At 69.0% G+C, this 22,152-nt stretch carries 23 protein-coding genes; 13 read left to right on the top strand and 10 right to left on the bottom strand.

Going from position 1 to position 22,152, the window contains the following annotated elements; genetic code table 11:
* Window positions 1-37 precede the first annotated feature (37 nt).
* A complete protein-coding gene (locus tag ACLJPX_RS17525) occupies window positions 38-244 on the bottom strand; it encodes a hypothetical protein (RefSeq protein WP_101608155.1) in 207 nt (68 codons plus the stop codon).
* 209 nt (window positions 245-453) lie between these two features.
* Here ACLJPX_RS17525 and ACLJPX_RS17520 point away from each other — a divergent pair, with 209 nt between their 5' ends.
* Together ACLJPX_RS17520 and ACLJPX_RS17515 are read left to right on the top strand one after the other, a co-directional pair.
* Window positions 454-2,265, top strand: a complete 1,812-nt coding sequence (locus tag ACLJPX_RS17520) for a BTAD domain-containing putative transcriptional regulator (protein ID WP_410601013.1) — start codon at window positions 454-456, stop codon at window positions 2,263-2,265.
* A 129-nt stretch (window positions 2,266-2,394) separates the two neighbouring features.
* Window positions 2,395-2,874, top strand: a complete 480-nt coding sequence (locus ACLJPX_RS17515) for a cupin domain-containing protein (protein ID WP_410601012.1) — start codon at window positions 2,395-2,397, stop codon at window positions 2,872-2,874.
* Window positions 2,875-2,877: 3 nt separating this feature from the next.
* Here the strand turns inward: ACLJPX_RS17515 and ACLJPX_RS17510 are convergent, their stop codons facing one another.
* A complete protein-coding gene (locus ACLJPX_RS17510; RefSeq protein WP_101608158.1) occupies window positions 2,878-3,285 on the bottom strand; it encodes a RidA family protein in 408 nt (135 codons plus the stop codon).
* Window positions 3,286-3,383: 98 nt separating this feature from the next.
* On the opposite strand from ACLJPX_RS17510, the gene ACLJPX_RS17505 reads away from it, so the two are divergent.
* From ACLJPX_RS17505 to ACLJPX_RS17495, 3 genes are all read left to right on the top strand, one after another.
* Window positions 3,384-3,776: a winged helix-turn-helix transcriptional regulator gene (locus tag ACLJPX_RS17505; RefSeq protein ID WP_410601011.1), complete on the top strand. Its 393-nt coding sequence runs from the start codon at window positions 3,384-3,386 to the stop codon at window positions 3,774-3,776.
* A gap of 62 nt (window positions 3,777-3,838) precedes the next feature.
* Complete coding sequence (locus tag ACLJPX_RS17500) at window positions 3,839-4,771, top strand: multiprotein-bridging factor 1 family protein (protein WP_233223378.1); 933 nt, start codon at window positions 3,839-3,841, stop codon at window positions 4,769-4,771.
* 82 nt (window positions 4,772-4,853) lie between these two features.
* Window positions 4,854-6,680, top strand: coding sequence for a proprotein convertase P-domain-containing protein (locus ACLJPX_RS17495; protein WP_410601010.1), 1,827 nt, complete (start codon window positions 4,854-4,856; stop codon window positions 6,678-6,680).
* A gap of 497 nt (window positions 6,681-7,177) precedes the next feature.
* On the opposite strand, the gene ACLJPX_RS17490 is transcribed toward ACLJPX_RS17495, so the two are convergent.
* Complete coding sequence (locus ACLJPX_RS17490) at window positions 7,178-8,029, bottom strand: maleylpyruvate isomerase N-terminal domain-containing protein (RefSeq protein ID WP_410601009.1); 852 nt, start codon at window positions 8,027-8,029, stop codon at window positions 7,178-7,180.
* A 208-nt stretch (window positions 8,030-8,237) separates the two neighbouring features.
* On the opposite strand from ACLJPX_RS17490, the gene ACLJPX_RS17485 reads away from it, so the two are divergent.
* Window positions 8,238-9,686, top strand: coding sequence for a DHA2 family efflux MFS transporter permease subunit (locus ACLJPX_RS17485; protein WP_410601008.1), 1,449 nt, complete (start codon window positions 8,238-8,240; stop codon window positions 9,684-9,686).
* Window positions 9,687-9,698: 12 nt separating this feature from the next.
* Here the strand turns inward: ACLJPX_RS17485 and ACLJPX_RS17480 are convergent, their stop codons facing one another.
* Genes ACLJPX_RS17480 through ACLJPX_RS17470 form a run of 3 tightly spaced genes read right to left on the bottom strand, consistent with a single transcriptional unit; the run spans window position 9,699 to window position 12,948 of the window.
* Window positions 9,699-10,826 (bottom strand): acyltransferase family protein, encoded by a 1,128-nt coding sequence (locus ACLJPX_RS17480; protein WP_410601006.1) that lies wholly within the window; start codon window positions 10,824-10,826, stop codon window positions 9,699-9,701.
* A gap of 57 nt (window positions 10,827-10,883) precedes the next feature.
* A complete protein-coding gene (locus ACLJPX_RS17475; RefSeq protein WP_410601005.1) occupies window positions 10,884-12,278 on the bottom strand; it encodes an ATP-binding protein in 1,395 nt (464 codons plus the stop codon).
* Complete coding sequence (locus ACLJPX_RS17470) at window positions 12,271-12,948, bottom strand: response regulator transcription factor (RefSeq protein ID WP_101608165.1); 678 nt, start codon at window positions 12,946-12,948, stop codon at window positions 12,271-12,273. The genes ACLJPX_RS17475 and ACLJPX_RS17470 overlap by 8 nt, the downstream gene beginning before the upstream one ends.
* A 71-nt stretch (window positions 12,949-13,019) precedes the next feature.
* On the opposite strand from ACLJPX_RS17470, the gene ACLJPX_RS17465 reads away from it, so the two are divergent.
* Window positions 13,020-13,622 (top strand): hypothetical protein, encoded by a 603-nt coding sequence (locus ACLJPX_RS17465; RefSeq protein ID WP_410601004.1) that lies wholly within the window; start codon window positions 13,020-13,022, stop codon window positions 13,620-13,622.
* Window positions 13,623-13,665: 43 nt separating this feature from the next.
* On the opposite strand, the gene ACLJPX_RS17460 is transcribed toward ACLJPX_RS17465, so the two are convergent.
* Both ACLJPX_RS17460 and ACLJPX_RS17455 read right to left on the bottom strand, forming a co-directional pair.
* Complete coding sequence (locus ACLJPX_RS17460) at window positions 13,666-15,132, bottom strand: SDR family oxidoreductase (RefSeq protein ID WP_410601003.1); 1,467 nt, start codon at window positions 15,130-15,132, stop codon at window positions 13,666-13,668.
* Between the two features lie 50 nt (window positions 15,133-15,182).
* Window positions 15,183-15,683 carry a MarR family winged helix-turn-helix transcriptional regulator gene (locus ACLJPX_RS17455; RefSeq protein ID WP_410601002.1) on the bottom strand — a complete coding sequence of 167 codons (501 nt, stop codon included), beginning with the start codon at window positions 15,681-15,683 and terminating at the stop codon, window positions 15,183-15,185.
* 106 nt (window positions 15,684-15,789) lie between these two features.
* On the opposite strand from ACLJPX_RS17455, the gene ACLJPX_RS17450 reads away from it, so the two are divergent.
* Window positions 15,790-17,820, top strand: a complete 2,031-nt coding sequence (locus ACLJPX_RS17450; protein WP_410601001.1) for an MMPL family transporter — start codon at window positions 15,790-15,792, stop codon at window positions 17,818-17,820.
* Window positions 17,821-17,845: 25 nt separating this feature from the next.
* A complete protein-coding gene (locus tag ACLJPX_RS17445) occupies window positions 17,846-18,100 on the top strand; it encodes a hypothetical protein (protein ID WP_410601000.1) in 255 nt (84 codons plus the stop codon).
* On the opposite strand, the gene ACLJPX_RS17440 is transcribed toward ACLJPX_RS17445, so the two are convergent.
* Window positions 18,087-18,620: a hypothetical protein gene (locus ACLJPX_RS17440; protein WP_410600999.1), complete on the bottom strand. Its 534-nt coding sequence runs from the start codon at window positions 18,618-18,620 to the stop codon at window positions 18,087-18,089. The genes ACLJPX_RS17445 and ACLJPX_RS17440 overlap by 14 nt on opposite strands.
* Window positions 18,621-18,934: 314 nt before the next feature.
* Here ACLJPX_RS17440 and ACLJPX_RS17435 point away from each other — a divergent pair, with 314 nt between their 5' ends.
* From ACLJPX_RS17435 to ACLJPX_RS17425, 3 genes are read left to right on the top strand one after another with little or no spacing between them, the layout of a single operon-like run.
* Entirely contained in the window at window positions 18,935-19,282 is a 348-nt protein-coding gene (locus ACLJPX_RS17435) for a winged helix-turn-helix transcriptional regulator (protein WP_410600997.1), read from the top strand.
* Between the two features lie 25 nt (window positions 19,283-19,307).
* Window positions 19,308-19,925 (top strand): TetR family transcriptional regulator, encoded by a 618-nt coding sequence (locus ACLJPX_RS17430; protein WP_410600996.1) that lies wholly within the window; start codon window positions 19,308-19,310, stop codon window positions 19,923-19,925.
* Between the two features lie 26 nt (window positions 19,926-19,951).
* On the top strand, window positions 19,952-20,446 hold the full coding sequence (locus tag ACLJPX_RS17425) for a nitroreductase family deazaflavin-dependent oxidoreductase (protein WP_410600995.1): 495 nt from the start codon (window positions 19,952-19,954) through the stop codon (window positions 20,444-20,446).
* A gap of 49 nt (window positions 20,447-20,495) precedes the next feature.
* Here ACLJPX_RS17425 and ACLJPX_RS17420 read toward each other — a convergent pair whose 3' ends face one another.
* Window positions 20,496-21,314 (bottom strand): tyrosine-protein phosphatase, encoded by an 819-nt coding sequence (locus tag ACLJPX_RS17420; protein ID WP_410600994.1) that lies wholly within the window; start codon window positions 21,312-21,314, stop codon window positions 20,496-20,498.
* A gap of 254 nt (window positions 21,315-21,568) precedes the next feature.
* Between ACLJPX_RS17420 and ACLJPX_RS17415 the strand changes: the two genes are divergently transcribed.
* The gene (locus tag ACLJPX_RS17415) at window positions 21,569-22,141 is read left to right on the top strand and encodes a metallophosphoesterase (protein WP_410600993.1); all 573 of its coding nucleotides are present in this window, start codon (window positions 21,569-21,571) and stop codon (window positions 22,139-22,141) included.
* Window positions 22,142-22,152 lie beyond the last annotated feature (11 nt).

Raw genomic sequence — 22,152 nt, 5'->3', positions numbered from 1 at the left:
CAGGCGTTCGCACGCCCGCCGCCGCCACGGGTGTCGATCAGCCTCCGCAGATCCGGAAGGCGTAACAGGGCCCGCAGAATTCCTTGCAGGCGCCGTTCGTCGAACAGTTGCGACGGAAGTCGCTGCGCTCGCGGCAGTAGCAGTGCTTGTAGTACGGGTCCGGCGGGCAGCCCGCGCCCACGTCGGCCTTGGCCACGAACACGCCCAGCAGCTTGTCGCTGAAGGTTCCCAATGTCTTGCGCATGTTCCGCGCTCCTCACTTCCTCCGCGCCGGACGGCGTCGGCAGCGCCCAACGTAGGAAAGGCCGGTACACGAACGCGGATAGCGCCGATACACGCCCGCGTGTATCGGCTGTGCGCCCGGCGCGAAGTGAACGTCCGGCAAAGTCGAAGGTGATAGAACTGCCTTAAGGGGTCTCACGTTTCTGTCTCCAACTCTCGGGAGAGGTGTGAGTGTCATCGATCGAGTTCAGGGTTCTGGGGAGGCTCGAGGTACACACCGAAGGCGGGACGATCGCGCTGGGTTCGGCCAAACAGCGCAATCTGCTGGCCGTATTGCTGCTGCACCCGGGCCGCACGGTCCCGATTCGCAGGCTGATCCGGACGTTGTGGGGAGACGAGCCGCCGCTTTCGGCGGTGGCCAACCTGCGCACCTACGCGAACCGGCTCCGGGGAGTCTTACCCGGGGACCGCATCTCCGGTCGCGCGTCGGGCTACGAAATCCTGCTGCGCCAAGGGGAATTGGATCTTCACGTGTTCGCCGAACGGGCCGGGGCGGGCAGGGCGGCACTCGCTCGGGGTGACCACGCCGCCGCCGTCCGTCATCTCGGCGAGGCACTTTCCGCTTGCCGTGGCGCGGTGCTGGAGGATCTCTCGGACAACGAGGCGCTCGCCGGTTCGATCGCACCGGTGGAGGAACTGCGGCTTTCGGTCTCCGAGGACCATCTGGAAGCCCGGCTGCGTCTCGGTGAACACCGGGAGGTGATCGCGCCGCTGCGCGAGTTCGTCGCCGAACATCCGTTGCGAGAGCGGCCTTGGGCACATCTGATGACCGCCCTGTATCGATCCGGTGATCCCGCCGGGGCGCTCGCGGTCTACACGGATTGCCGACGCGTGCTCGCCGACCGGCTCGGCCTGGAGCCGTCACCGGATCTGGCGAAACTGCACCGGGCGATGCTGGACCGGGATCCGGGGCTGACCACGGTCTCCCCCGCGCCGATCACCACCGTCGGCGATCCGGCACCGAAAGCCTTTGTGCCACAAGAGCTTCCGGTGCGATGCCGGGCGTTCGGCGGCCGGGCGGGCGACGCCGCGCGGCTGGCCTCGCTGCTCGTCGGACCGGAGCGATCCGGACCGAAGGTCGCCGTGGTCCACGGCCCCTGCGGGATCGGCAAGAGCGCGCTGGTGCTGGAGGTGGCGCACCGGGTCGGCGCCCGGTTCCCGGGTGGACAGTTGTACGTCGACCTCGGCGTCGACGGCCCGGCTTCCCGGGTCCCCCCGCGGTTGCTGCGGCATCTCGGTGTCCCGACGTCCGACATCCCGTGGACGCCGGACGAGGCCGCCGCCGTGCTGCGTTCGCGTCTCTCCCATCGGGCGGCGCTCCTGGTGCTCGACGGCGCGACGGAGTCCGCCGCGCTGCGGGCGCTCATCCCGGCGACGGGGTCGTGCGCGGTCCTGATCACCAGCCGCTCTCCGCTGATGCTGGACGGCGCGGAGCATGTCGTGCTCGGCCGTCTGTCCGAAAAGGATGGCCTGGACATCCTCGCCAGGGTCGCGGGCAGGTCCAGAGTGGACGCGGACCCCCGCGCGGCCGCCGAGATCGTCCGGCACTGCCACGGGATCCCGGCCGCGTTGAGGATCGCGGGCACGATCCTGGCCAACCGGCCGACGCGGCCGTTGTCCTGGCTGGGGAACCGGCTCGCGCCGGAGGAGAGCAGGCTCGACGAACTGGGGTTCGGCGGGGAATCGTTGCGGGCCCTGTACCTGTCGGCGTTCCAGCCGATCGCGGCGGGCAAGGATCCGCTGGCGGCGTCCGCGTTCCGGTTGCTCGGCAGACCGGGATACGAGGTGTGCCGCACGGGCCAGGTCGCCGACGCCCTCGGCGTCTGCCCCCTGAAGGCCGAGGCGGCGCTGGATCGCCTGGTCGACCTGGGCCTCGCCGAATGGGGCGACGAGGACACCTACCGGTTGCCGCCGCTGATGCGGCTGTTCTCGGCCGACTTGGCGGCGGTCGTCCCCGCCCAGCAGTCCGCGCTGGCCTGGTGAGCTCCGCACCGATCGATAATCCACAGGTTATCGATCGGTGCGGCTTTCCGCGTTGATCAAGGCGGGTTCCCAGGAGAAGCTCGTCCTGTCAGCGAGCCCGCTGAACACGGAAACCAAGGAGACGCCACCATGTTCGACCCCATCCTCCTCCGGGCCGCCGACGCCGAGATCGTCAGCGACGCGCCGGGCAGTGACATCACCCTGCTGGCCGACTCGGACACCACCGACGGTGGCTTCACCGCGAACCGCGCGACCTTGAAGCAGGGCGTCTTCGGCACCCCGGCCCACTTCCACACCCGCGCGACCGAGTTCTTCTTCGTCCTCGAAGGAAAGCTCCAGGTGCTCGTCGACGAAACCCTGCACACGCTGGAGAAGGGCGACTTCCTCGCCGTCCCGCCCCAGGTGCCGCACGCGTTCGGGCCCGCCGACGGCTCGGACGCCGACGTCCTGGTGACCTTCACGCCGGGCATGGCCCGCTTCGACTACTACCGGCTGCTGGAGCGGGTCGCCCGCGGTGAAGCCGACCCTTCGGAGATCGCCGCGTCCTCGAAGCAGTACGACAACCACTACGTCGACAGCCCGATCTGGCGCACCGCCCGCGGTCAGTGAGCCTCAGCCGATGACCGCGGTCGCTTCGACCTCGACCAGATGCTCGGGCACGTCGAGGGCCGCGACGCCGATCAGCGTGCCCGGCGGGACCGGGGTGCCGCCCAGCTTGGCGGCGGCCCGGTCCACGCCTTCGAGGAACAGCGCGAGCTTGTCCGGGGTCCAATCGACGACGTAGACGGTCATCTTCGCGACGTCGTCGAAGGTGGCGCCGGCCCCGGCGAGCGCGGTGCCGATGTTCAGGTAGCACTGCTCGACCTGAGCGGCGAGGTCGCCTTCGCCGACAGTGGCGCCATCGGCGTCCCAGGCGACCTGTCCCGCGACGAAGACCAGCTTCGACCCTGTCGCGATCGAAACCTGCCGGTAGGCGGGGATCTCCGGCAGTCCCGCCGGGTTCACCAGGGTGATGCTCATCCGTACTCCTCGTTCGTGGTCACTTGTGGTTACCCAGAAACCGTAGGAGAGTGTGAGACGACCTGGAAGAACGCACTTTTTCGTGACTGGGGAACCTGATGGTGACCAAGCAGCTCAGCGGTACGGCGGACGACGCGGACCTGATGAGGGCGGACTCGCTGGCGCGGGAGATCTTCTCCGACGTCGCCAACAAGTGGGCCCTCCTGATCATCGAGATGATCGGCGACCGCACGCGGCGGTTCACCGAACTGCGGAACGACATCGAGGGCATCAGCCACAAGATGCTCACCCAGAACCTGCGCATGCTGGAACGCAACGGCCTGGTCGGGCGCACGGTGCATCCGACCGTGCCGCCGCGGGTCGACTACACCCTCACCGAGGCGGGCCACGGCCTGCGCGCGACGGTCGACGGGATGTGCGACTGGACCCACCGGTTCCTCGGCCACATCGAGGACTCCCGCCGCCGGTTCGACGCCCCTGTTAACGGTTAACGGCCAGGCCAGAGCCTCGGCCGGTTCATTTACCCGCGGACCGGATCTATGCTCGTCGCGTGATGTCCGGCGGAGCGGAACCCCGGCCCGAGTTCGAGCGGTTGCTTCGTGACGGGCCCTTCGCCGACGCGCTTCGCGAGGCCATCCGGGCGCGCGGTCTGAGCCTGGAACGCCTGCGCGACCACCTGCGCGCTCGCGGCGTCTCGATCACCGCGGCGACGCTCAGCTACTGGCAGTCCGGGCGCAGTCGCCCGGAGCGCCGGGATTCGGTGCTCGCGCTCCGCCACCTCGAGCAGGTGCTGGACGTACCGCCCGGCTGCCTGACCGCGTTGCTCGGCCCGCCGCGCGCCCGCGGCCGGTGGCCTGCCCGCACCGACGGCCTGCCCGAGATCGGCCGGTTCTGGCCGGACCGGACACGGATCGACGCGGCCGTCAGCGAGGTCGACACCCAATGGGACGAACGGCTGACGAGGATCAGCCAGCACGACGTCGTCTCCGTCGGCCCCGGCCAGGAGGAGCTCGCGTTCCGGTCGAGGCAGGTGCTGCGCGCCGAGGCCGACGGCCCGGACCGGTGGGTGGTCATCGTCCACATCGACGAACACGACCGGCCGCTGCCGCGGATGACGTCACTGCGAGGCTGCCGCCCCGGCCGGAGTGTGCATCGCCCCGAAGACGGCCTTCTCGTGATGGAACTGCTCTTCGAACGGCCGCTCGCGAAAGGCGAAACGGTCATCACCGAGCACACCCTGGCGAACAGCGCCCCGTTCCCGCACGCGACGAACTACGAACGCAAATTCCGCAGGCCCGCCCGGGAATACGTACTCGAGATCCGGTTCTCCCCCGATGCCCTCCCGGCGCGATGCCGTCGCTATTCCGAACAGGACGGACAGCCCGCGGAATGGACGGATGTCCTGCCGGGTGACGATTCCGTGCACGGCGTCGCGCTGAATTTCGGTCCCGGCCGGTTCGGCTTCGAGTGGGACTGGGACTCTTAATTGTTAACGACTCGTGGATCTACAATTCCGCGGGGTGGGGGAATTACCGTCGGCGCACCTGCTTTCGATTAGAGGAGTGCGCATGCGACGGCACAACGAAGTGCTTTCTTGTCTGAGTCTCTTGGCCTTGGCCGCGTTGGGACTCAGCCCGACCGCTCAAGCGGCGTCACCACCGGCTCCGGTCCATCCCGACGCCGAGGTCAACGGCGTGGCCACCGCGTTCGGCCTGACCACGTCCGAAGCCAAGGCCCAGCTCGCGGCGCAGGACGAAGCCCACCGGCTCGCCGCGTCGCTCCCCGCCGGGCTGCGCGCCCGCTCGGCCGGGCAGTGGTTCGACGCGGCCACCGGCAAACTCACCCTCGCGGTCACGAACGCCGCAGACGCCGACGCGGCCCGGGCGACCGGCGCCGAAACCCGGCTGGTGTCGCGGACCAAGGCCGACCTCGACCGGACCGATGACGCCGTCCGCGTCCTCGTCGGTGACGGTGTCCCCGGCGTGTTCGGCTGGGGTGTCGACGTCCGGAACAACGAGGTCGGCGTCTCGGTCGACCGCTCCCGCAAGACCGCCGAAACCGAGAGTTTCCTCTCCCGCGCAAGGGATCTCGGCGTGCGGATCACCGAAACCGGGTCGTCGCCGCGCCAGCAGGCGGGCACGATCCAGACCGGCAGCCCGTGGTGGCCGGGCAGTGAGACCTATTGTTCGGTCGGCTTCGGCGCGACCGATTCGGCGGGCGGCAAGCACTTCCTCACCGCCGGGCACTGCACGAACGACCGTGATCAGGCCGCTTATGGCGCACAGAGCCAGCAGAACCGCATCGGCACGTCGAACGTCGGCGGCACGCGAAGCGTCAACGCCCGAGAAGGCGACATGGGCGTTGTCGCGGTGACACAGCCCGGCTGGGAACTCTCGGCGGCGGTCAACACCTGGGGCGAACCCGCCGTCACCATCAGCGGCTCGGCCGAGGCGATGGTCGGCGACCGGGTCTGCCACTCCGGCAACACCTCGAAGTGGAAATGCGGCGAGGTGAAGTACACGCACAAGTCCGTCGACTACGGCGGCGGGCTGATCATCGAGGACCTGACCTGGACGACGGCGTGTTCGCTCGGCGGCGACTCGGGCGGCGGCTGGCTGCTCGGCACCAAGGCGGTCGGCCTGCACGACGGCGGCCCCTCGAAATGCGTGGAGAACCCGAGCGACGGCGACATGTCCCTCTTCCAGCCGGTGATCGAAGCGCTGAACAAGTGGAACCTCACGCTGGTGACCGGCGGCGGCACCGGTGACACCACGGCCCCGAGCGCACCCGGCAACGCACGGACCACCGGCACGACGTCGAACAGCGTCTCGCTGGCCTGGGACGCGGCCACGGACAACGTCGGCGTCACGGGTTACGACGTCTACAACGGCACGACGCTGGCGACCTCCGTGACCGGGACCAGCGCCACCGTGACCGGTCTCAGCCCGGACACCTCCTACGCCTTCACGGTGAAGGCCCGCGACGCGGCGGGGAACGTGTCCCCCGCGAGCGGTGCCGTCTCCGCCAAGACGCAGCCGGGCAACAGCGGCGGCCGGACACTGGGCAACGACGCGGACTTCCCGATCCGGGACTACCAGCAGGTGTTCAGCCCGGTGACCTCGACCCTCACCGGACAGGCGGCGACCTCGCTCGGGATTTCGGTGACGATCCGGCACACCTGCGCCGAGGACCTCGGCATCACGCTCCTCGACCCGAAGGGCAAGGCCTACCCGCTCAAGTCCAGCGGCGGTTCGGCGTGCACGGCCTGGAACGGCGCGCGGACGTTCTCGGTGCCCGGCGCGTCGTCCCCGGCCGGTGGGAAGTGGCAGCTGCGGATCACCGACTACGGCCCCGGTGACACGGGGGTTCTCGACACCTGGTCGCTGACGCTTTAGGCCCCAGCGGCGTTCCAAGTACGTGAAGGCCCCCTTCATTGCGTCTGGCGCAGCGAAGGGGGCCTTCACTGCGTCTGGCGCCAGGGTCTCGGCAAAGTCGGCTGTCCGCTGGTCGCAGGGGCGAGGAAGTGGGCTCGTCATCCGTGGCCTGACACGCTCCGTGAATGTCCACAAAGGACAACTTCGGCGCATTTTTGCCCGATTTGGGTGTTTTGCGAGGAGGTCGTGAGTGGTAATGGTCGTTCTAACGCTCTTTATCACTCACGACCCCCACGCAAAAACCGTGTAAAACACTCGAATCGGACACCGGGACCCGTTCTGCGGTCCCTTGTGGACAGTCGCGCCCCGCCAGGCGACAACCAGCCCGCTGGAAGCCTTCGAAACCTGACACGTGCGGATAGCCGACTTTGCCGAGACCCTGGCGTCTGACGTAGTGAAGGGGACCTTCACTACGTCAGACGAGGCGAAGGACCCCATCGGCGAGACCCCACCACTTCCTAGGGCAAACGGACCACCCGAAGGAACGCGGGCAGCAACCACGGCCGCGGACCGCTGACCACGATCTTGCGGGTCAGCGCGGTCCGCGCCTTGCCGACCCGGTGGAACAGCATCAGGTTCAGCGACGGCGGATCGAACGCGATCCGCGCGTCGACCGGGCCGCCGGGCTCCTCGACCGTGACCCGCCCCCGGTGCAGCACCAGCACGACCGGAGTCGTGTACGCCGAGCGGAAGGCCACGGCGATGCGCCTTTCCCGCGGCGGTTCGCCGGAGTCGAGAAGATGCCCGATGCCGTGCGTCAGCACGCCCACCAGGAAGAGATCGAAGAACAGCGCCGCGTCACCCGGCGGCATCGCCCACGGCAGGTTCAGCGCCTTGGCGATGTCCCAGCCGTGGATCTGCAGCTCGTTGACCAGGTGCGCGAGGACACCGGCCAGCGGCACTCGCGATTCGCCGAGCCAGTCCAGCGGGGCCGCCGGATCGGCGTCCTCGGTCACTCGCAGCAATTCCTCGATGTCAGCGAGCAACCCCGTCACCAGCACGCCGATGTCGCGTTCGGGGAAATCCTCCAGCACCAAAGTGTTCAGCACGGAAACCGTGTCCACAGTGGTCTTTTCGAGCTGATCCTGACCGCGCGCGTCCAGGAGCGGGGCATTGTCCGGCCGCACCAGCGACGTGTACATCTTCGCGATCAGCGCGACGTGGGCCACGGTGTCGGCCACCGTCCACTCCGCGGTGACCCTCGCGCCGGGATCCCGAATACCGGTCACCAGTTCGGCGAATCGCGTACCCGTCACCCGATAGGCGCGTCGCGCCGAACGCCATTGATCAGCCGTGATCGCTCTGGTCACGACGCGATTTTATCGCGATACGGCGGGAAATCCGTTCCGCTCGCGTGCGGACCCGGTTCCGCTCAGAGCGTAGTGACCGTACTCACTACGGAAATCGGCGTGACACACACCGACCGGCACAGGCAGACTGAACGAGAGAATCAGCTTCGCCTTCGCTGTCGCCGAGGGCGGCCCACGCGGAACGCGCCCTTCCAGGAGCCCCCAACAGATGACCGAGACCCTGCCCGAAACCACGCGCGACCAGGAAAGGGCACCGGCCAGCGCCGGGCTCCTGATCGGGGTCCTGGTCCTTTCCGCGTTCGTGATGATCCTCAACGAGACCATCCTGAGCGTCGCGCTGCGTGACCTGACGGTCGACCTCAAGGTCCCGACCACCACCGTGCAGTGGCTGACCAGTGGCTTCCTGCTCACCATGGCGGTCGTCATCCCGATCACCGGGTTCCTGCTCGAACGGTTCACCCCGCGCCAGGTCTTCCTGGCCTCGCTGACCCTCTTCAGCACCGGCACCCTGGTCAGCGCGCTCGCGCCGGGTTTCGCGCTCCTGCTGACCGGACGGGTCATCCAGGCGTGCGGTACCGCGGTCATGCTGCCGCTGCTGATGACGACGGTGATGCGCCTGGTCCCGGTGGAGAAGCGCGGCGCCACGATGGGCACGATCACCATCGTCATCGCGGTCGCCCCCGCCATCGGCCCGACCATCGGCGGCGCGGTGCTCTCCTCGCTCGGCTGGCGCTGGATGTTCTGGATCGTGCTGCCGCTCTCGATCGCCGCGCTGGTGGTCGGCATGGTGCGGCTGCGGCTGGACAGCGAGACCCGCAAGGTGCCGCTGGACGTGCTGTCGGTGATCCTGTCCGCGATCGGTTTCGGCGGCGTGCTGTACGGCCTGTCGACGTCCGGTGAACCGGCGGGCGGGCACCAGCCGGTGCCGCCGTGGGTGCCGATCGTCGTCGGGGCCGTGGCGCTCGTGGTGTTCACCTGGCGCCAGTTGCGCCTGCAGAAGGAAGACCGCGCGCTGCTGGACCTGCGCCCGTTCACCCACCGCAGTTTCGTCGTCTCGCTGGTGCTGACGGCACTGCTGTTCATGTGCCTGCTCGGCGCCGCGGCGATCCTGCTCCCGCTGTACCTGCAGACCGTCCTGCACACCAGCACGTTCGTCAGCGGGCTCGCGGTGCTTCCCGGCGGCCTGGTCCTCGGGCTGCTCGGCCGCCCGGTCGGCGCGCTGTACGACCGCTTCGGTCCCCGGCCCCTGGTCATCCCCGGCGCGGCCGCGATGGCGGTCTCGTTGTGGCTGTTCGCCCTGCTGGGCCCGGGATCACCGCTGGTCGCGGTCATCGCCATCCACGTCCTCCTGATGGGCGGGCTCGGCCTGATGATGACGCCGCTGATGACCGAGTCGCTCGGTTCGCTGCCCGAACACCTCTATTCGCACGGCAGCGCGATCCTCGCCACCCTGCAGCAGCTCGCCGGCGCGCTCGGCACCGCCGTGTTCATCGCGGTGGCCACGGCGAGCACGGTGACGGCCGGGTCGGCCAGCCCCGACGCGGCGGGGATCCGCACCACGTTCATGGTCGCCGGCTGCGTCGGGCTGGCCGCGTTCGCCGGTTCGCTGTTCGTCAAGAAGAGCGCCACCGGCGCCCCGGCGGCCGCGCACCACTGACGACGGATCCGCTCACTTCGCGCCCGCCGTGGCCTCCACCGGAGGCCCGGCGGGCGCTCGTCGTCCGATCACCTTTCGGCCGTAGGCGATGGCGGGCTGCTCGACCCACCGGCGCAGCGCGCAGGCGAACACCAGGGCGACCCCCGCGGTCGCCGCGGCCTTGGCGAACCCGCTGGGCAACAACCAGCCCGTCACCCCGGCGGCGCCCGTCTGGGCGAGGTAGAGCGCGTACGACCGATCGCCGACGAAGGTCATCGGCCTGCTCGAGAGCAGTTTCCGGACCGGCCCCGGCGAAACGACGGCCACGAGCAGCAGCGCCGAGCCGGCCGCGTAAACCGGGACGACGAACTGCCAGTGCCCGCCGAGCACCTTCGCCAGCGGCCCGACGGAGAACTGCAGCACGACGAACCCGCAGCCGATCACCGTGGCGGCGACGGGACTGGTCAGCGGCCGGAACAGGGCGAACCCGCGCGGATGGTGGAGCGTCATCGCCAGCAGGCAGCCGATGACCAGCGAGCAGTAGTGCACCGAAAGGCTCGCCCAGGTGTGCGTCGGAGCCAGCGGCAGCGCGAACATCACCACGCCGAGGACGGCCGACGCGCCGAACAGCAGGCGCAACGCCGTCTTCCCGCTTCGCGCGAACGAGGTGAGCACCAGCAGCGCGGGCCAGACCAGGTAGAACTTCTCCTCCACCCCCAGCGACCACGACGTCGGATAGGGCGTGTTGAAGTCGACGAGTTCGTTGCCGAAGACGAGGTAGTACGGCATCGCGTCGGCGAGCCTGCTGCTCTGGTAGGTGCCGCCGAGCGTCACCGCGAGCGTGGTCAGCGCCAGGAGCAGGAAGTACACCGGCAGGATCCGGAAGACCCGGCGCAGGTAGAACTCGCGCAGCGAGATCCGGCCGGTGCGGTCTTCTTCGCGCAGGGACAGGGTGGTGATCAGGAACCCGGACAGCACGAAGAACAGCTGCACGGCGATCCAGCCCTGCAGCGGGTCCAGGGCAGGGCCTCCGTAATGGAAGAACACGACGGCCACGGCGGCGAGCGCGCGTACGCCGGTGAGACCGGGGAACCAGGACGACGCCAGGTAGTCGGCGTGGCCGAGCGGCTGCCACCAGGAGCGGCGCGAAAGATCGGACATGGCCCGTAGGTTCGGGCCCGGACGCTGAACCGAAGCTTAAGGAAGCTGAAGACGTCTTCAGCTTCGCGCTTCCGCCAAGGGCAGCCGGACGACCAGGCGGGCACCGCCGTCGTGGTCGGCCACCTCGGCCGTACCTCCGTGCGCGTGGGAGATGTCGGCGACGATCGCCAGCCCGAGGCCGGCGCCACCGTCGTCACGCGCGCGTCCGTCGTCCAGCCGCACGAAGCGGTCGAACACCCGCTCGCGATCCTCAGCGGGGATGCCGGGGCCGTCGTCGGAGACCGACAGCACGGCGAAGCCGTCCATTGTGGACACCGTGACCTCGACGCCGGTCCGGGTGTGACGTTGCGCGTTGTCAACCAGGTTGCGCAGCAACCGTTCCAGCCGTCCGCGATTCCCGAGGACGATCGGATCTCCCTCGATCCCCGCGCGGACGCCCCGTCGTCCGGAGAGGCAGGATTCGACCACTTCGGACAGCCGCACCGGCGTGAGCCGCTCCGGTTCCGCGTTGTCCAGTTTGCCGAGCAGCACGAGGTCCGCGACGAGGTCCTGCAGCCGGGTGATGTCGAGGAGCGCGTTGCGGCAGGCGTCGCGCCAGTCCAGCCGGTCCGGATGCGCGAGCAGCACCTCCAGCTGGGTCCGCAGGGAGGCCAGCGGGGTGCGCAGTTCGTGCGACGCGTCCGAGGTGAACCGGCTCTGCCGGGTGACGGCGGTGTCCAAGCGGGTGAGCATCGTGTTCATCGTGTCCGCGAGCTTCGCGATCTCATCGGCGCTGTCCGGGGCCGGTACGCGGCGGGAGAGATCGTGCGCGCCGATCTCCGCTACCTCCGAACGGATCGCCTCGACCGGACGCAGCGACCGGCGCACCGCGAGCCACGCGATCACCCCGATCAGCAGCGCGATCACCGGGACTCCCGCGAAAAGCGTCATGCGCACCGCATCGAGCGCCGCCTGTCCGGACTCGTCGACGATGGCGGCGCCGTAGACCCGGTACTTACTGTCGCCGCTCACGGCGCCCGCCACGTGCAGCCGGAGTCCGTTCCCCTCTGGATCTTCCCCGAGCGCGCTCGCGCAGCCGACGGATTCCCGCCTCGCGAGGTCGACGTCGCCGGGCTTGATGTTCTTGACGCTGTCGCCGTAGTCGAAGCCGCCGTCCGGGACGATCGTCCCGGAACGCAGGCCGGGACAAGACGCGACCCGCTCGCCGGTCTGGGTGGTCACCTCGTAGACCGAAGCCTGCACGAGGAGCCGCAGATCGGCCGGAGCGGCGCCGGTGTTCAGCACCTGGACGACCGCGGCCGCGCGCTCCCTCGCGACCTGCGCGGCGCCGTTGCCCAGCCGGTTCTGGGCATCGAGCACCAGCCACGCCGAAACGACCGCCAGGGCGATGATCGACGCCAGGAAAGCGGTCAGCGCGACCCGGAACCGGGTGGTCCGCCAGAACCTACGCACCGGAACCCACCACGTGATAGCCGGCGCCGCGGACCGTCCGGATCGTCTCCGCCCCGAACGGCAGGTCGATCTTGCGCCGCAGCGCGCTCATGTGCACCTCCACCAGGTTCGCGGTCGCCGACGCCGCGAAATCCCAGAGGTTCTCCAGCAGTTCGGCCTTCGTGACGACCTCGCCCTGCCGTTTCATCAGGTACGCGAGCAAGGCGAACTCCTTGGTGGTCAACGGGATCTCGGCCGTGCCGCGGCGGCAGGTGTGACTCGCCTGGTCGAGTTCGAGGTCGCCGAGCCGCAACGTGCCCGGCCGGGTCGCTCCCCCGCGCCGGATCAGCGCCCGCAACCGGGAGAGCAGCACGCCGTAGGAGAACGGCTTCGGCAGGAAGTCGTCGGCGCCGGTGTCCAGCGCCTCGATCTCGTCGTCCTCGCCGTCTTTCGCGGTCAGCATGAGGATCGGCGTGGTGTCGCCTCGTTCGCGCAGCCTCCGGCAGACGCGGTAGCCGTTGAGGCCGGGCAGCATGATGTCGAGGATCATCGCGGAGTACGGATGTTCGGCGGCGTACCAAAGCGCGTCACGGCCGTTGTGCGCGACGTCCACGGCATAGCCCTCGGCGCTCAGCCCCGCCCGCAGCGATTCGGCCAGCCGCCGCTCGTCCTCGACGAGCAAGATCCTCATCCGCTCACGATCCCATACGACCGGGCACAAATGCCCTCATGGCACGGTGGACCCGCTGCCACCATCCGGTCATGCCCGCCCACCGCCTCCGTGGAGCGCTTCTCGCGGCGCTCGCAGTCACCATCACCGGCTGTTCCTCCGAACCCGAGCCGCCGCCCACCTACCGTCTCAACGGCGGCGACGCGTGCGCGGCGGTGAACACGGCCGACTTCGAGGCCCTCACCCGCGGCACGCCGTCGAAGACTCCCGACAAGCTGACCGCGGGTCTCGACGGCGGGAACTGCAAGATGGAGTTCGACGGTTCCGGCGGCTACGCCACGCTGACCACCTTCATCGCGATCCACCCGTCGGGGGAAGCCGCCGCCAAGGCCATGTTCGACGACTTCCGGAAAAGCGACGGTGAGCGGGCGACCCCCGGCTCCGACATCACCGTGGCCGACGTCGAAGGCCTCGGATCGGCGGCGTATCTGTACCGGCAGCACGACGACAAGAAGCCTTGGGCCGTCAGCGAATTCTGGCTCTACAAGTACGACGTCCGGCACGGCGCGCTGGTACTCACGGTCGCCGGGGCCGGATACGCCAGGGAGGCCGACGGCTGGCCGACCGTGGAGGAGGACATGAAGGCCAAGGTCAAGAAGAGCGCCGAAGACACCATGAAGGCGCTCAAAGCCTGATCGCCTCGTGAGTGGTAAGGACGGTTAGAACCGTCCTTACCACTCACGAGGCGCCGGATTCTCCTTGCGCGGCACCGGTGATGTTGCGGACCATGCCGCCGAAGACGACGCCGTGGAACGGCGCGATCCCCTTCCAGTACGCGTGCCCCGCCAGACCGTGCGGCTCGAACACCGCCCGCTGCCGGTAGATCGTCCCACCGTCCTCATCGGACTCGACACTGAGTTCGAGCCAGGCGCGCCCCGGCAGCTTCATCTCCGCCCGCAGCCTCAGCAGCCGCGGCCGGTCGAGGTATTCGACGCGCCACCAGTCCAGCGCCTCGCCCAGATGCAGCCGCCGCGGATCCCGGCGGCCGCGCCGCAGCCCGACGCCGCCGACGAGCCGGTCGGCCCAGCCGCGGACCGACCACGCCAGCGGGAACGAGTACCAGCCGTGTTCCCCGCCGATGGACTCGATGACGTCCCACAGCGCTCCCGGTGAGGCGTCCGTCTTCTGCTCGCGCTTGTCCTCGTAGACGGTCCCGCCCGCCCAGGCCGGATCACTCGGCAGCGGATCCGACGGCGCGGAGGTGGTCGACGCGTCCGACCAGCGGGTCGGCACGTCGGCGTTCCGGATCCGGGTCAGCGCCAGTTCGACGGCGTGTTCGTAGTGGGTCAGGCCCGCTTCCGGATCGGGGATGTGCCCGGCGATCTCGTGATCGTGGCAGACCACCTCGTGCACCAGCGATTCGATCAGCGGCACGGCGATCGACTTCGGCACGGGCGTGACCAGGTTGACCCACTGCGCGGACAGCCACGGCGTCAGCACCGGCACCGGGACGACGGCTCGCCTCGGCAGACCGGCGACGACGGCGTAGCGGCGCATCATCTCCAGATAGGTCAGGACGTCGGGGCCGCCGATGTCGAAGGCACCGTTGACCTCGGACGGCAGTTCCGCCGCGTGCACGAGGTAGTGCAGCACGTCCCGGATCGCAATCGGCTGGATCCGGTTGTGCACCCATCTGGGGGTGATCATCGCCGGGAGCCGCTCGGTCAGGTAGCGCAGCATCTCGAAGCTCGCCGAGCCCGAACCGATGATCACCGCGGCCTGCAGGACGACGGCGGGTACCCCGGAATCCAGCAGGACCCGGCCCACCTCGGCGCGGGACGCCAGGTGCGGGGACAGCTCCTCGTCGTCCGGCACGATGCCGCCCAGGTACACCAGCCGCCGCACGCCCGCCGTCTTCGCGGCCTCGGCGACCGTCCGCGCCGCCTCCCGGTCGACCTCGACGAAGTCCTTGCGCGCCAAAGAATGCACGAGGTAGTAGACCACCTCGCCGTCGGTCAGGGCCGTCTCGATCGAGGCCGGATCGGTGACGTCGCCGCGTTCGACCTCGACCCGGTCACGCCACGGCTCTTCGGCGACCTTCTCCGGAGAGCGCGCCACCACACGGACCTCGTGACCCGCGTCGAGCAGTTGCGGCACCAGCCGTCCACCGACATAACCCGTCGCACCGAGCACCACACATCGCATTCACCCGAGTGTTCACCGCGAAGGGGCGCCGCGCAGTCCGAGTGAGCCTTTCAGGGGGCCAGCCGACCCCGGACCTCGACGGTCGCGGCGATGCTGCTCCGGAGGAACCGGGCGACCGTCCGCCGCTCGTCCTCCCCCAGGTCCCGCCACGCGGCGGAGAAGCTCGCGCCGAGCGGCAGGAAGAACTCCGCGCCGATCTGCCTCGCCTGATCGTGCATCCGCAGTTCGACCTTGCGCCGGTCGGTCGCGCTCCGGTCGCGGTAGAGGTGCCCGGCCCGCTCCAGCCGGTCCAGCACCGACGTCGTCGCGGACGCGCTCAGGTGCAGCGCGCTCGCGAGCCTGCTCGGGCTCATCGGGGCGCCCATCCTGGCCGCGTCCATGATCACCGCGAGCGCGTTGAGGTCGGTCCGGTGCAGGCCGTGCGCCTCGCCGAACATCTCGGCGAACCGGTCCGACTCGACGGTCAGCTGCCGCAGCAGGAGAACGAGCAACTCGTCCGAGACCTCTTCGACGTCATCAGCGTCTTCAGTGCCTTCAGCGCCGTTGGTCATGTCCGAAACCTCCCCTCCTGTTGCCCCGTCCGGGTGACCACTCTACTATTTCGGTGGTCGAACTATTCACTCGTCGAAATAGCCTTGCCACAGGAGCCATCCGCCCATGATCTCGGAAGTCGAACGCCCCGCCCGCACGCGGTCACGTCTGCGGTGGCTGCTCCCCGCCCTCGTCGCGGTGGCCTGGCTGATCTTCGGCGGGTTCAGCGGCCCGTACGCCGGCAAGCTGAGCCAGGTCACGGAGAACGACAGCAGCAGTTTCCTCCCCGCTTCAGCCGAGGCGACCGAGGTCGGCGAGCTCCAGAAGCAGTTCTCCAGCGCCGCCGTCATCCCCGCGATCGTCGTCGCCGAGCGGCCATCGGGCCTGACCGACGGCGACAAGCGGTTCCTCGCCGACCGGACATCGAACGCGCGGCTCATCCCGGCGCCGGAGAGCAACGCGGGAGCGCAGGTCGTCGTACTCATGGACGCCACGAGTGACCCCGGCGACGGCGTCGAGGCGCTGCGAGACGCGCTCGCCCGCGACACACCCGACGGGCTGAAAGTGCTCGTGACCGGCCCCGCCGCGCAGGTCGCCGACCTCAAGGAGGCGTTCGGCGGGATCGACGGGCTGCTGCTCCTGGTCGCGGGCGCGGTGGTCGCGCTCATCCTGATCATCGTCTACCGGAGCCCGCTGCTCCCCCTGCTCGTCCTGCTGTCGGCCGTGTTCGCGCTGGGATCGGCGAGCCTCGCGGTGTACCTGCTCGCGGACCACGACGTGCTGGCCTTGAACGGCCAGAGTCAGGGAATCCTGTTCATCCTCGTCTTCGGCGCCGCCACGGACTACGCGCTCCTGATGATCTCGCGCTACCGCGAAGAACTCCGCACGACCGACGACGCCCGCGCCGCACTCCGCACGGCCTGGCGCTCGACCATCGAACCGATCGCGGCGTCGGCGGGCACGGTGATTCTCGGCGTCCTCTGCCTGCTGTTCAGCGACCTGAACTCCAACAAGGGACTCGGCCCGGTCGCCGCCATCGGCATCGGTGCCGCCTTCCTCACCACCATCACGTTCCTGCCCGCCGTCCTGGCTTTGTGCGGGCGCAACGCCTTCTGGCCCTTCCGGCCGGCGGTGGCCCCGCCGAAGGAGGAGACCGGCGGACTTTGGGGCCGCGTCGCGGGCTGGATCTCCCGCGCGCCCCGCACGGTCTGGATCGTCACGACCGTCGTCCTGCTGGCGGGCGGCGCGTTCCTCCCGCAGCTCAAGGCTTCCGGCACCGCGCAGTCCGACGTCTTCCTCACCCCGGTCGACTCCGTCGCGGGGCAGGAAGTCCTCTCCCGGTACTTCCCCGGTGGTTCCGGCTCTCCCACGGTGATCATCACCCCGGCCGGTCAAGGTAATGCCGTGACCGCGCTGGCACGCGTCCCCGGCGTCTCGGACGTCCGTCAAAGCGGCGAAGCGGGCGGGCTCGCGAAGATCGACGCGGTTCTGGCCGATCCGCCGGACTCCGACGCGGCCGTCGCGACGGTCCAGCGGATCCGCGAAGCCGTGCACACCGTCGACGGCACCAAGGTCGGCGGGCCGACGGCGACGCTGCTCGACACCAGGGAGACGTCCGAGCACGACCGCATGGTGATCATCCCGATCGTCCTGGTCGTGATCTTCCTCGTGCTCGCCCTGCTGCTGCGGTCGCTGCTCGCACCGCTGTTGCTGATCGGCACGGTGGTGCTGTCCTTCGCCGCGACGATGGGTGTCTCGGCGCTGGTGTTCAACCACGTCTTCGACTTCCCCGGCGCCGACCCGGTCGTCCCGTTGTTCGGTTTCGTCTTCCTTGTCGCACTGGGGATCGACTACAACATCTTCCTGATGACCCGGGTCCGCGAAGAGGCGGGAAGGATCGGCACGCGGGACGGGACGCTGCGCGGCCTGCGCGTCACCGGCGGCGTGATCACGTCCGCGGGCGTCGTACTCGCCGCGACCTTCGCCGCACTGGCCGTCCTGCCCATCCTCTTCCTGGCTCAGCTGGCGTTCATCGTCGCGTTCGGCGTTCTGCTCGACACGCTTCTGGTGCGGTCGCTGCTGGTACCGGCACTGGCGGTGGACGTCGGACGGAAGATCTGGTGGCCGTCGAAGCTGGCGAAGTCGGACCTGGGATGAACGCGGTCCCCGTAACCTGATGACCATGAGCGAACTGGACGACTTGCGGAAGCGCGCCGCCGCCGGGGATCGGGACGCCGTCGACGAGCTGATCGAACTCGCCGGAGAGCGTGGCGACCTGGACGAACTCCGGCGGCTGGCCGACGGCGGAAGCAGCGACGCGGCGGACCAGCTGATCGAAACCGCGACCGAACTGGAGGCGCTGGACGAGCTGCGACGGCTGGCCGAGCGCGGCAACCAGGACGCCGCGGATCAGCTGGCGGAGCTCACCGAGGAATAGCGCCTTTCAGCGGTCGATGAGCTCCACGGCCGCGGATGCTGGTCTGCGACGAGATGCCGTCGGCGCTCGCTTCGGCGAGCAGTGCGGCGAGTTCGGCGGGCATGGTGATCATGCAGTCGTGGCCGGTCGGCAACTCCCGCGTCCGCTCACCCGCCGGGACGGGGCGCCGCGTGATTCCTTCCGGTTTCCCCACGACACAGTGGATGTGTGTGCGCGGGATCGTGCGCGCGGCCGGGTCGTCCAGCCGGACCGGCTCCTGCAGGCACCCCACGGGCTGGTCCGACAGCATCGAGCGCAACCAGGCGATGTCGTCCGGATCGGTGACTCCGAACAGACCGAGTGGTGGCGGCTGCTCCGGCATCGGCGGAACCCGCCAGCCGTCCACGGCGAGGTCGATCAGCCGCTTGGTGACCGGAAGGACGTCGACAGCGCTTTCGCCGTCTTCGGGGACCATCGCGTCGAGGAACACCAGATGCGCGATCCGCCCGGGGACGCGGTTCGAGACTCCCGAAACGACCATCCCGGCGTAGCTGTGCCCGACGAGGACGACGTCGTCGAGACGCTCCTCTGATTTCGGGGCTCAGCAAATGTGCTTTGTCGCCGTAGCCGGTCAGAGACGGCGCGAACACCCGATGCCCGGCCGACTCCAGCTTCGGGACCACGCGATCCCAGCTCCGCCCGCTGTGCCAGGCGCCGTGTACCAGCAGAAATGTGGCCATATCCGGCGGTTCCTCCTCGTGCCTCAGTACTCTTTGGTAACCGTTCCATCGTGTCCGCGTGGTGGCCACCGGGCAATACGGCACTTTCCGGTGCCCCGGTTCTCAGGAGGTAACCGTGCAGGATCCGTGCCAGGCGCGCGAAGTTCTCGGGATCGTCGGGGACAAATGGGCGCTGTTGATCGTGCGCATGCTCAAGGACGGACCACGGCGCTTCACCGAGCTCAAACGAGCCATCGACGGCATCAGCCAGCGCATGCTCACCGTGACGCTGCGAGACCTCGAACGCGACGGGATCCTGACGCGCACGGTTCGCAACGTGATGCCGCCGCACGTCAGCTACGAGCTCACCACGATGGGCAGGACCCTGCGCGAGGCCACCGCGCCGCTGCTCGCGTGGAGCATCGCGCACCTGCCGCAGATCGACGCCGCGCGCGAGGCCTACGACGAGCGCTCTATCAACTGATTGAAACGACTGATAGCCTGCGGTCGTGACCAGCACCGAGCAGCGGCTCGTCGCCGCCGCCGAACGCCTTTTCGCCGAACAGGGCGTCGGAGCGGTTTCCCTGCGCACCGTGATGCAGGCGGCGGAAACGAATGTGGCGGCGATCCACTACCACTTCGGGTCCAAGGAGGGATTGCTCGACGCGGTCCTGCGCGGCCGCCTCGGCCAGGTGACCGACGAGCGGAACGCGGCACTGGCGGAACTGTCCGAGGACGAGGTCACCGTGCGCGAGCTGGCGGTCGCGTTCGTGCGGCCCGTGGTCACGGTGCTCGGCTCCGGCGGCGAGCATTGGATTCGCCTGGTCGGCAGGCTGCTCGCCACCGACGAGAAGGGACTGGGCGTTCTTTCCGGCTCCTTTCTCCAGCGCAACGCGAGGTTCGTCGAACTGCTGGAGCGCAAGTCCCGCGGCGTTCCCCGAAGGACGCTGGATTTCCGGCTGACCCAGGCCATGCACGTGACGCTGAACGTCCTGGGCGACATCGAGCGGGTCCGGCGGCTCCTCGATCCGGACGCCGAGCCCCCGGCCTGGCCTCTCAAGGAGGTCGTCGCCGACCTCGTCGATCTCGTGACGTCCGTACTCGCCGGACCGTCCGGCGAACGTTAGATCCCGCCCAGCTCGAGGAGTTCACGATGGGACGTTTCAGTCTGCCCGAGAACACCCCCCAAGGCCTGGACTCGCCCGTGACCGCCGCGGCCATGAAGTACATGGCCAAGGCGCAGGTGAAGATCTTCAAACTGACCGGCGGCCGCGTCGGCGCCAAATGGCGGGTCGGGGCGGCCTTCCGCAAACCGGCGCCGACGTTGCTGCTGGAGCACCGGGGCCGCAAGTCCGGCCGCCTGTTCACCACTCCCCTGTTGTATCTGCGCCACCGAGAAGATCTCGTCATCGTGGCCTCCCAGGGCGGCCTGCCACGAAACCCGCAGTGGTACTTCAATCTGATCGCGCATCCCGAGACTCGCGTCCACCTCAAGGGCCGGCGCGACCTCCCCGTCACGGCGCGGGTCACCCCGGCCGAGGAGCGCCGCGAACTCTGGCCCCTTCTGGTCGACCTGTACGCCGATTTCGCGAAGTACCAAGCATGGACCGAACGAGAGATCCCGGTCGTGGTGCTCAGCCCGCGCTGAGCAGGGATCACGACCGGCCGGCAGCTTTATCGTTACTCTCGGCTGATTGTCAGACCAGGAGGCGGGCCTTCAACGCGGCGATGGTCGCGTCGTCGAGGCGGAGTCCTTGGCGGGCATAGGCTTCCATGGACCCGTAGAGATGGTTGACCTCGTCGAAGGCCGCACGCAGCCAGCTCAGCTCGACGGCCTTGGGGTCGCCCAGTTTGTCATTGCTGAGCATGAAGTCGGCCTCGATGGCCGCACGCGGCACACCGAGCAGGCTCAGCAGGATCGCCGACCCCCAGCCGGTGCGGTCCTTGCCCGCCGAACAGTGGAAAACAGTGGCGCCGGAACCGTTCGCCGCGATGGCACGCAGCAGGTCGCCGAACGCGTGGTCCGCGCCCACGAAGTCGACCATGAACGGGTAGCCGATCGACTGGCCCAGGTTGTCGGATCCGTTGAGCAGCCCGGCCGCGATGGCCTTCACCAGCGTGACGGCGGCGTTGTCGTGGAACCGAAGCCCGTGTTCGAGCGAGACCACGTCGGCCACCTGGTAACGGGCGCCCGGAGGCACCCGGTCCGGCTCGTCGCGGCGCTCCTTCACGTTGCGCAGATCGACATCCAGCGAGACGTTCACCGCGGTGAGCAGCCGGAGATCCGCGTCGGTGAGCCGGGAAAGCTTGTTGGACCGGAAGACCACGCCGGTACGCACCATACGGCCGTCGGTCGTGGCGTACCCGCCGACGTCGCGAAAGTTCTTGGCTCCCTCCAACGTCACCGCGTTGGCGACGACGCCCGGGGCTTCGATGGTCGCCCACGCCGGCACGTTCACCCCGCCGACGACCGCGGTCACCGCAGTGACGGCCACGAGCAGCTTTCTCACGCGCATGTCGCTCCCTCCGACAACATTCGGACCAAACACGAATAGTTCCCGCCTACGCCGGGGAGGACAACGGCAAACGACGAAGGATTAGCAGGGAATTCAACGAGCGGACACCGGCTACGTTCGGTTCGGGAATCCGTACGCTGGTTCGTGTCGGCTGTCGTGGGAGTGGTCATGGGAAGAGTCGCCGTCATCGGCGATGTCGGCGGGCACCCGGATCAGTTGCGCCGGGCTTTGATCGCGGCCCGGACAGCGCAGGAGTGCTCGACATCGTGGCGACGTTGCTGGACGCGCGGCGGTGGATCCAGCTCGCGGGCAATCACGAGACGCAGTACTTGCCCGGCAGGGCCGTCTTCTGGCGCGAACCTCTCGCCGAGGGCGACGAACTACTGGTCACTCACGCGGGTTTGACGCTCGCCTGCTGGCAACGGCTGGGAGAACCGATGTCGGCGACCGAGGCCGCGGAGTCGCTCAACGAGCGTCCGGAGTTGATCTGGGAAATCGGTGAACACGGCCGCGACGGCAGTGCGGGTCCGCTGTGGGCCGAGTCGGGCGCAGCACTGCACGAACCCTGGATGGGCCATCGCGGTGTCGTACCCTTCGGCCAGATCCACGGGCACTCCACGGTAGTGCGGTTCGCCGATCGAACCTGGCGGTGCACTGGGCGGATCCGGCAACGCGCGGCGGTCGATTGGTACGCACGCCACGTCCATGTGCGTGTCGGAGGACGCGTGTTCACCGGCATCGACCCGGGGCACGGCCGGACCGGCGCCGCCGATTGGCGACCACTGGTCCTCGACGACGCGAGCGTCATGGCCCCAAGCCCGCGCTAGCGGGGTTGCCC

It is taken from the genome of Amycolatopsis sp. lyj-90 (genome assembly GCF_046549035.1).
Taxonomy (GTDB): domain Bacteria; phylum Actinomycetota; class Actinomycetes; order Mycobacteriales; family Pseudonocardiaceae; genus Amycolatopsis.
This window is presented reverse-complemented; position numbering and strand designations above follow the sequence as displayed.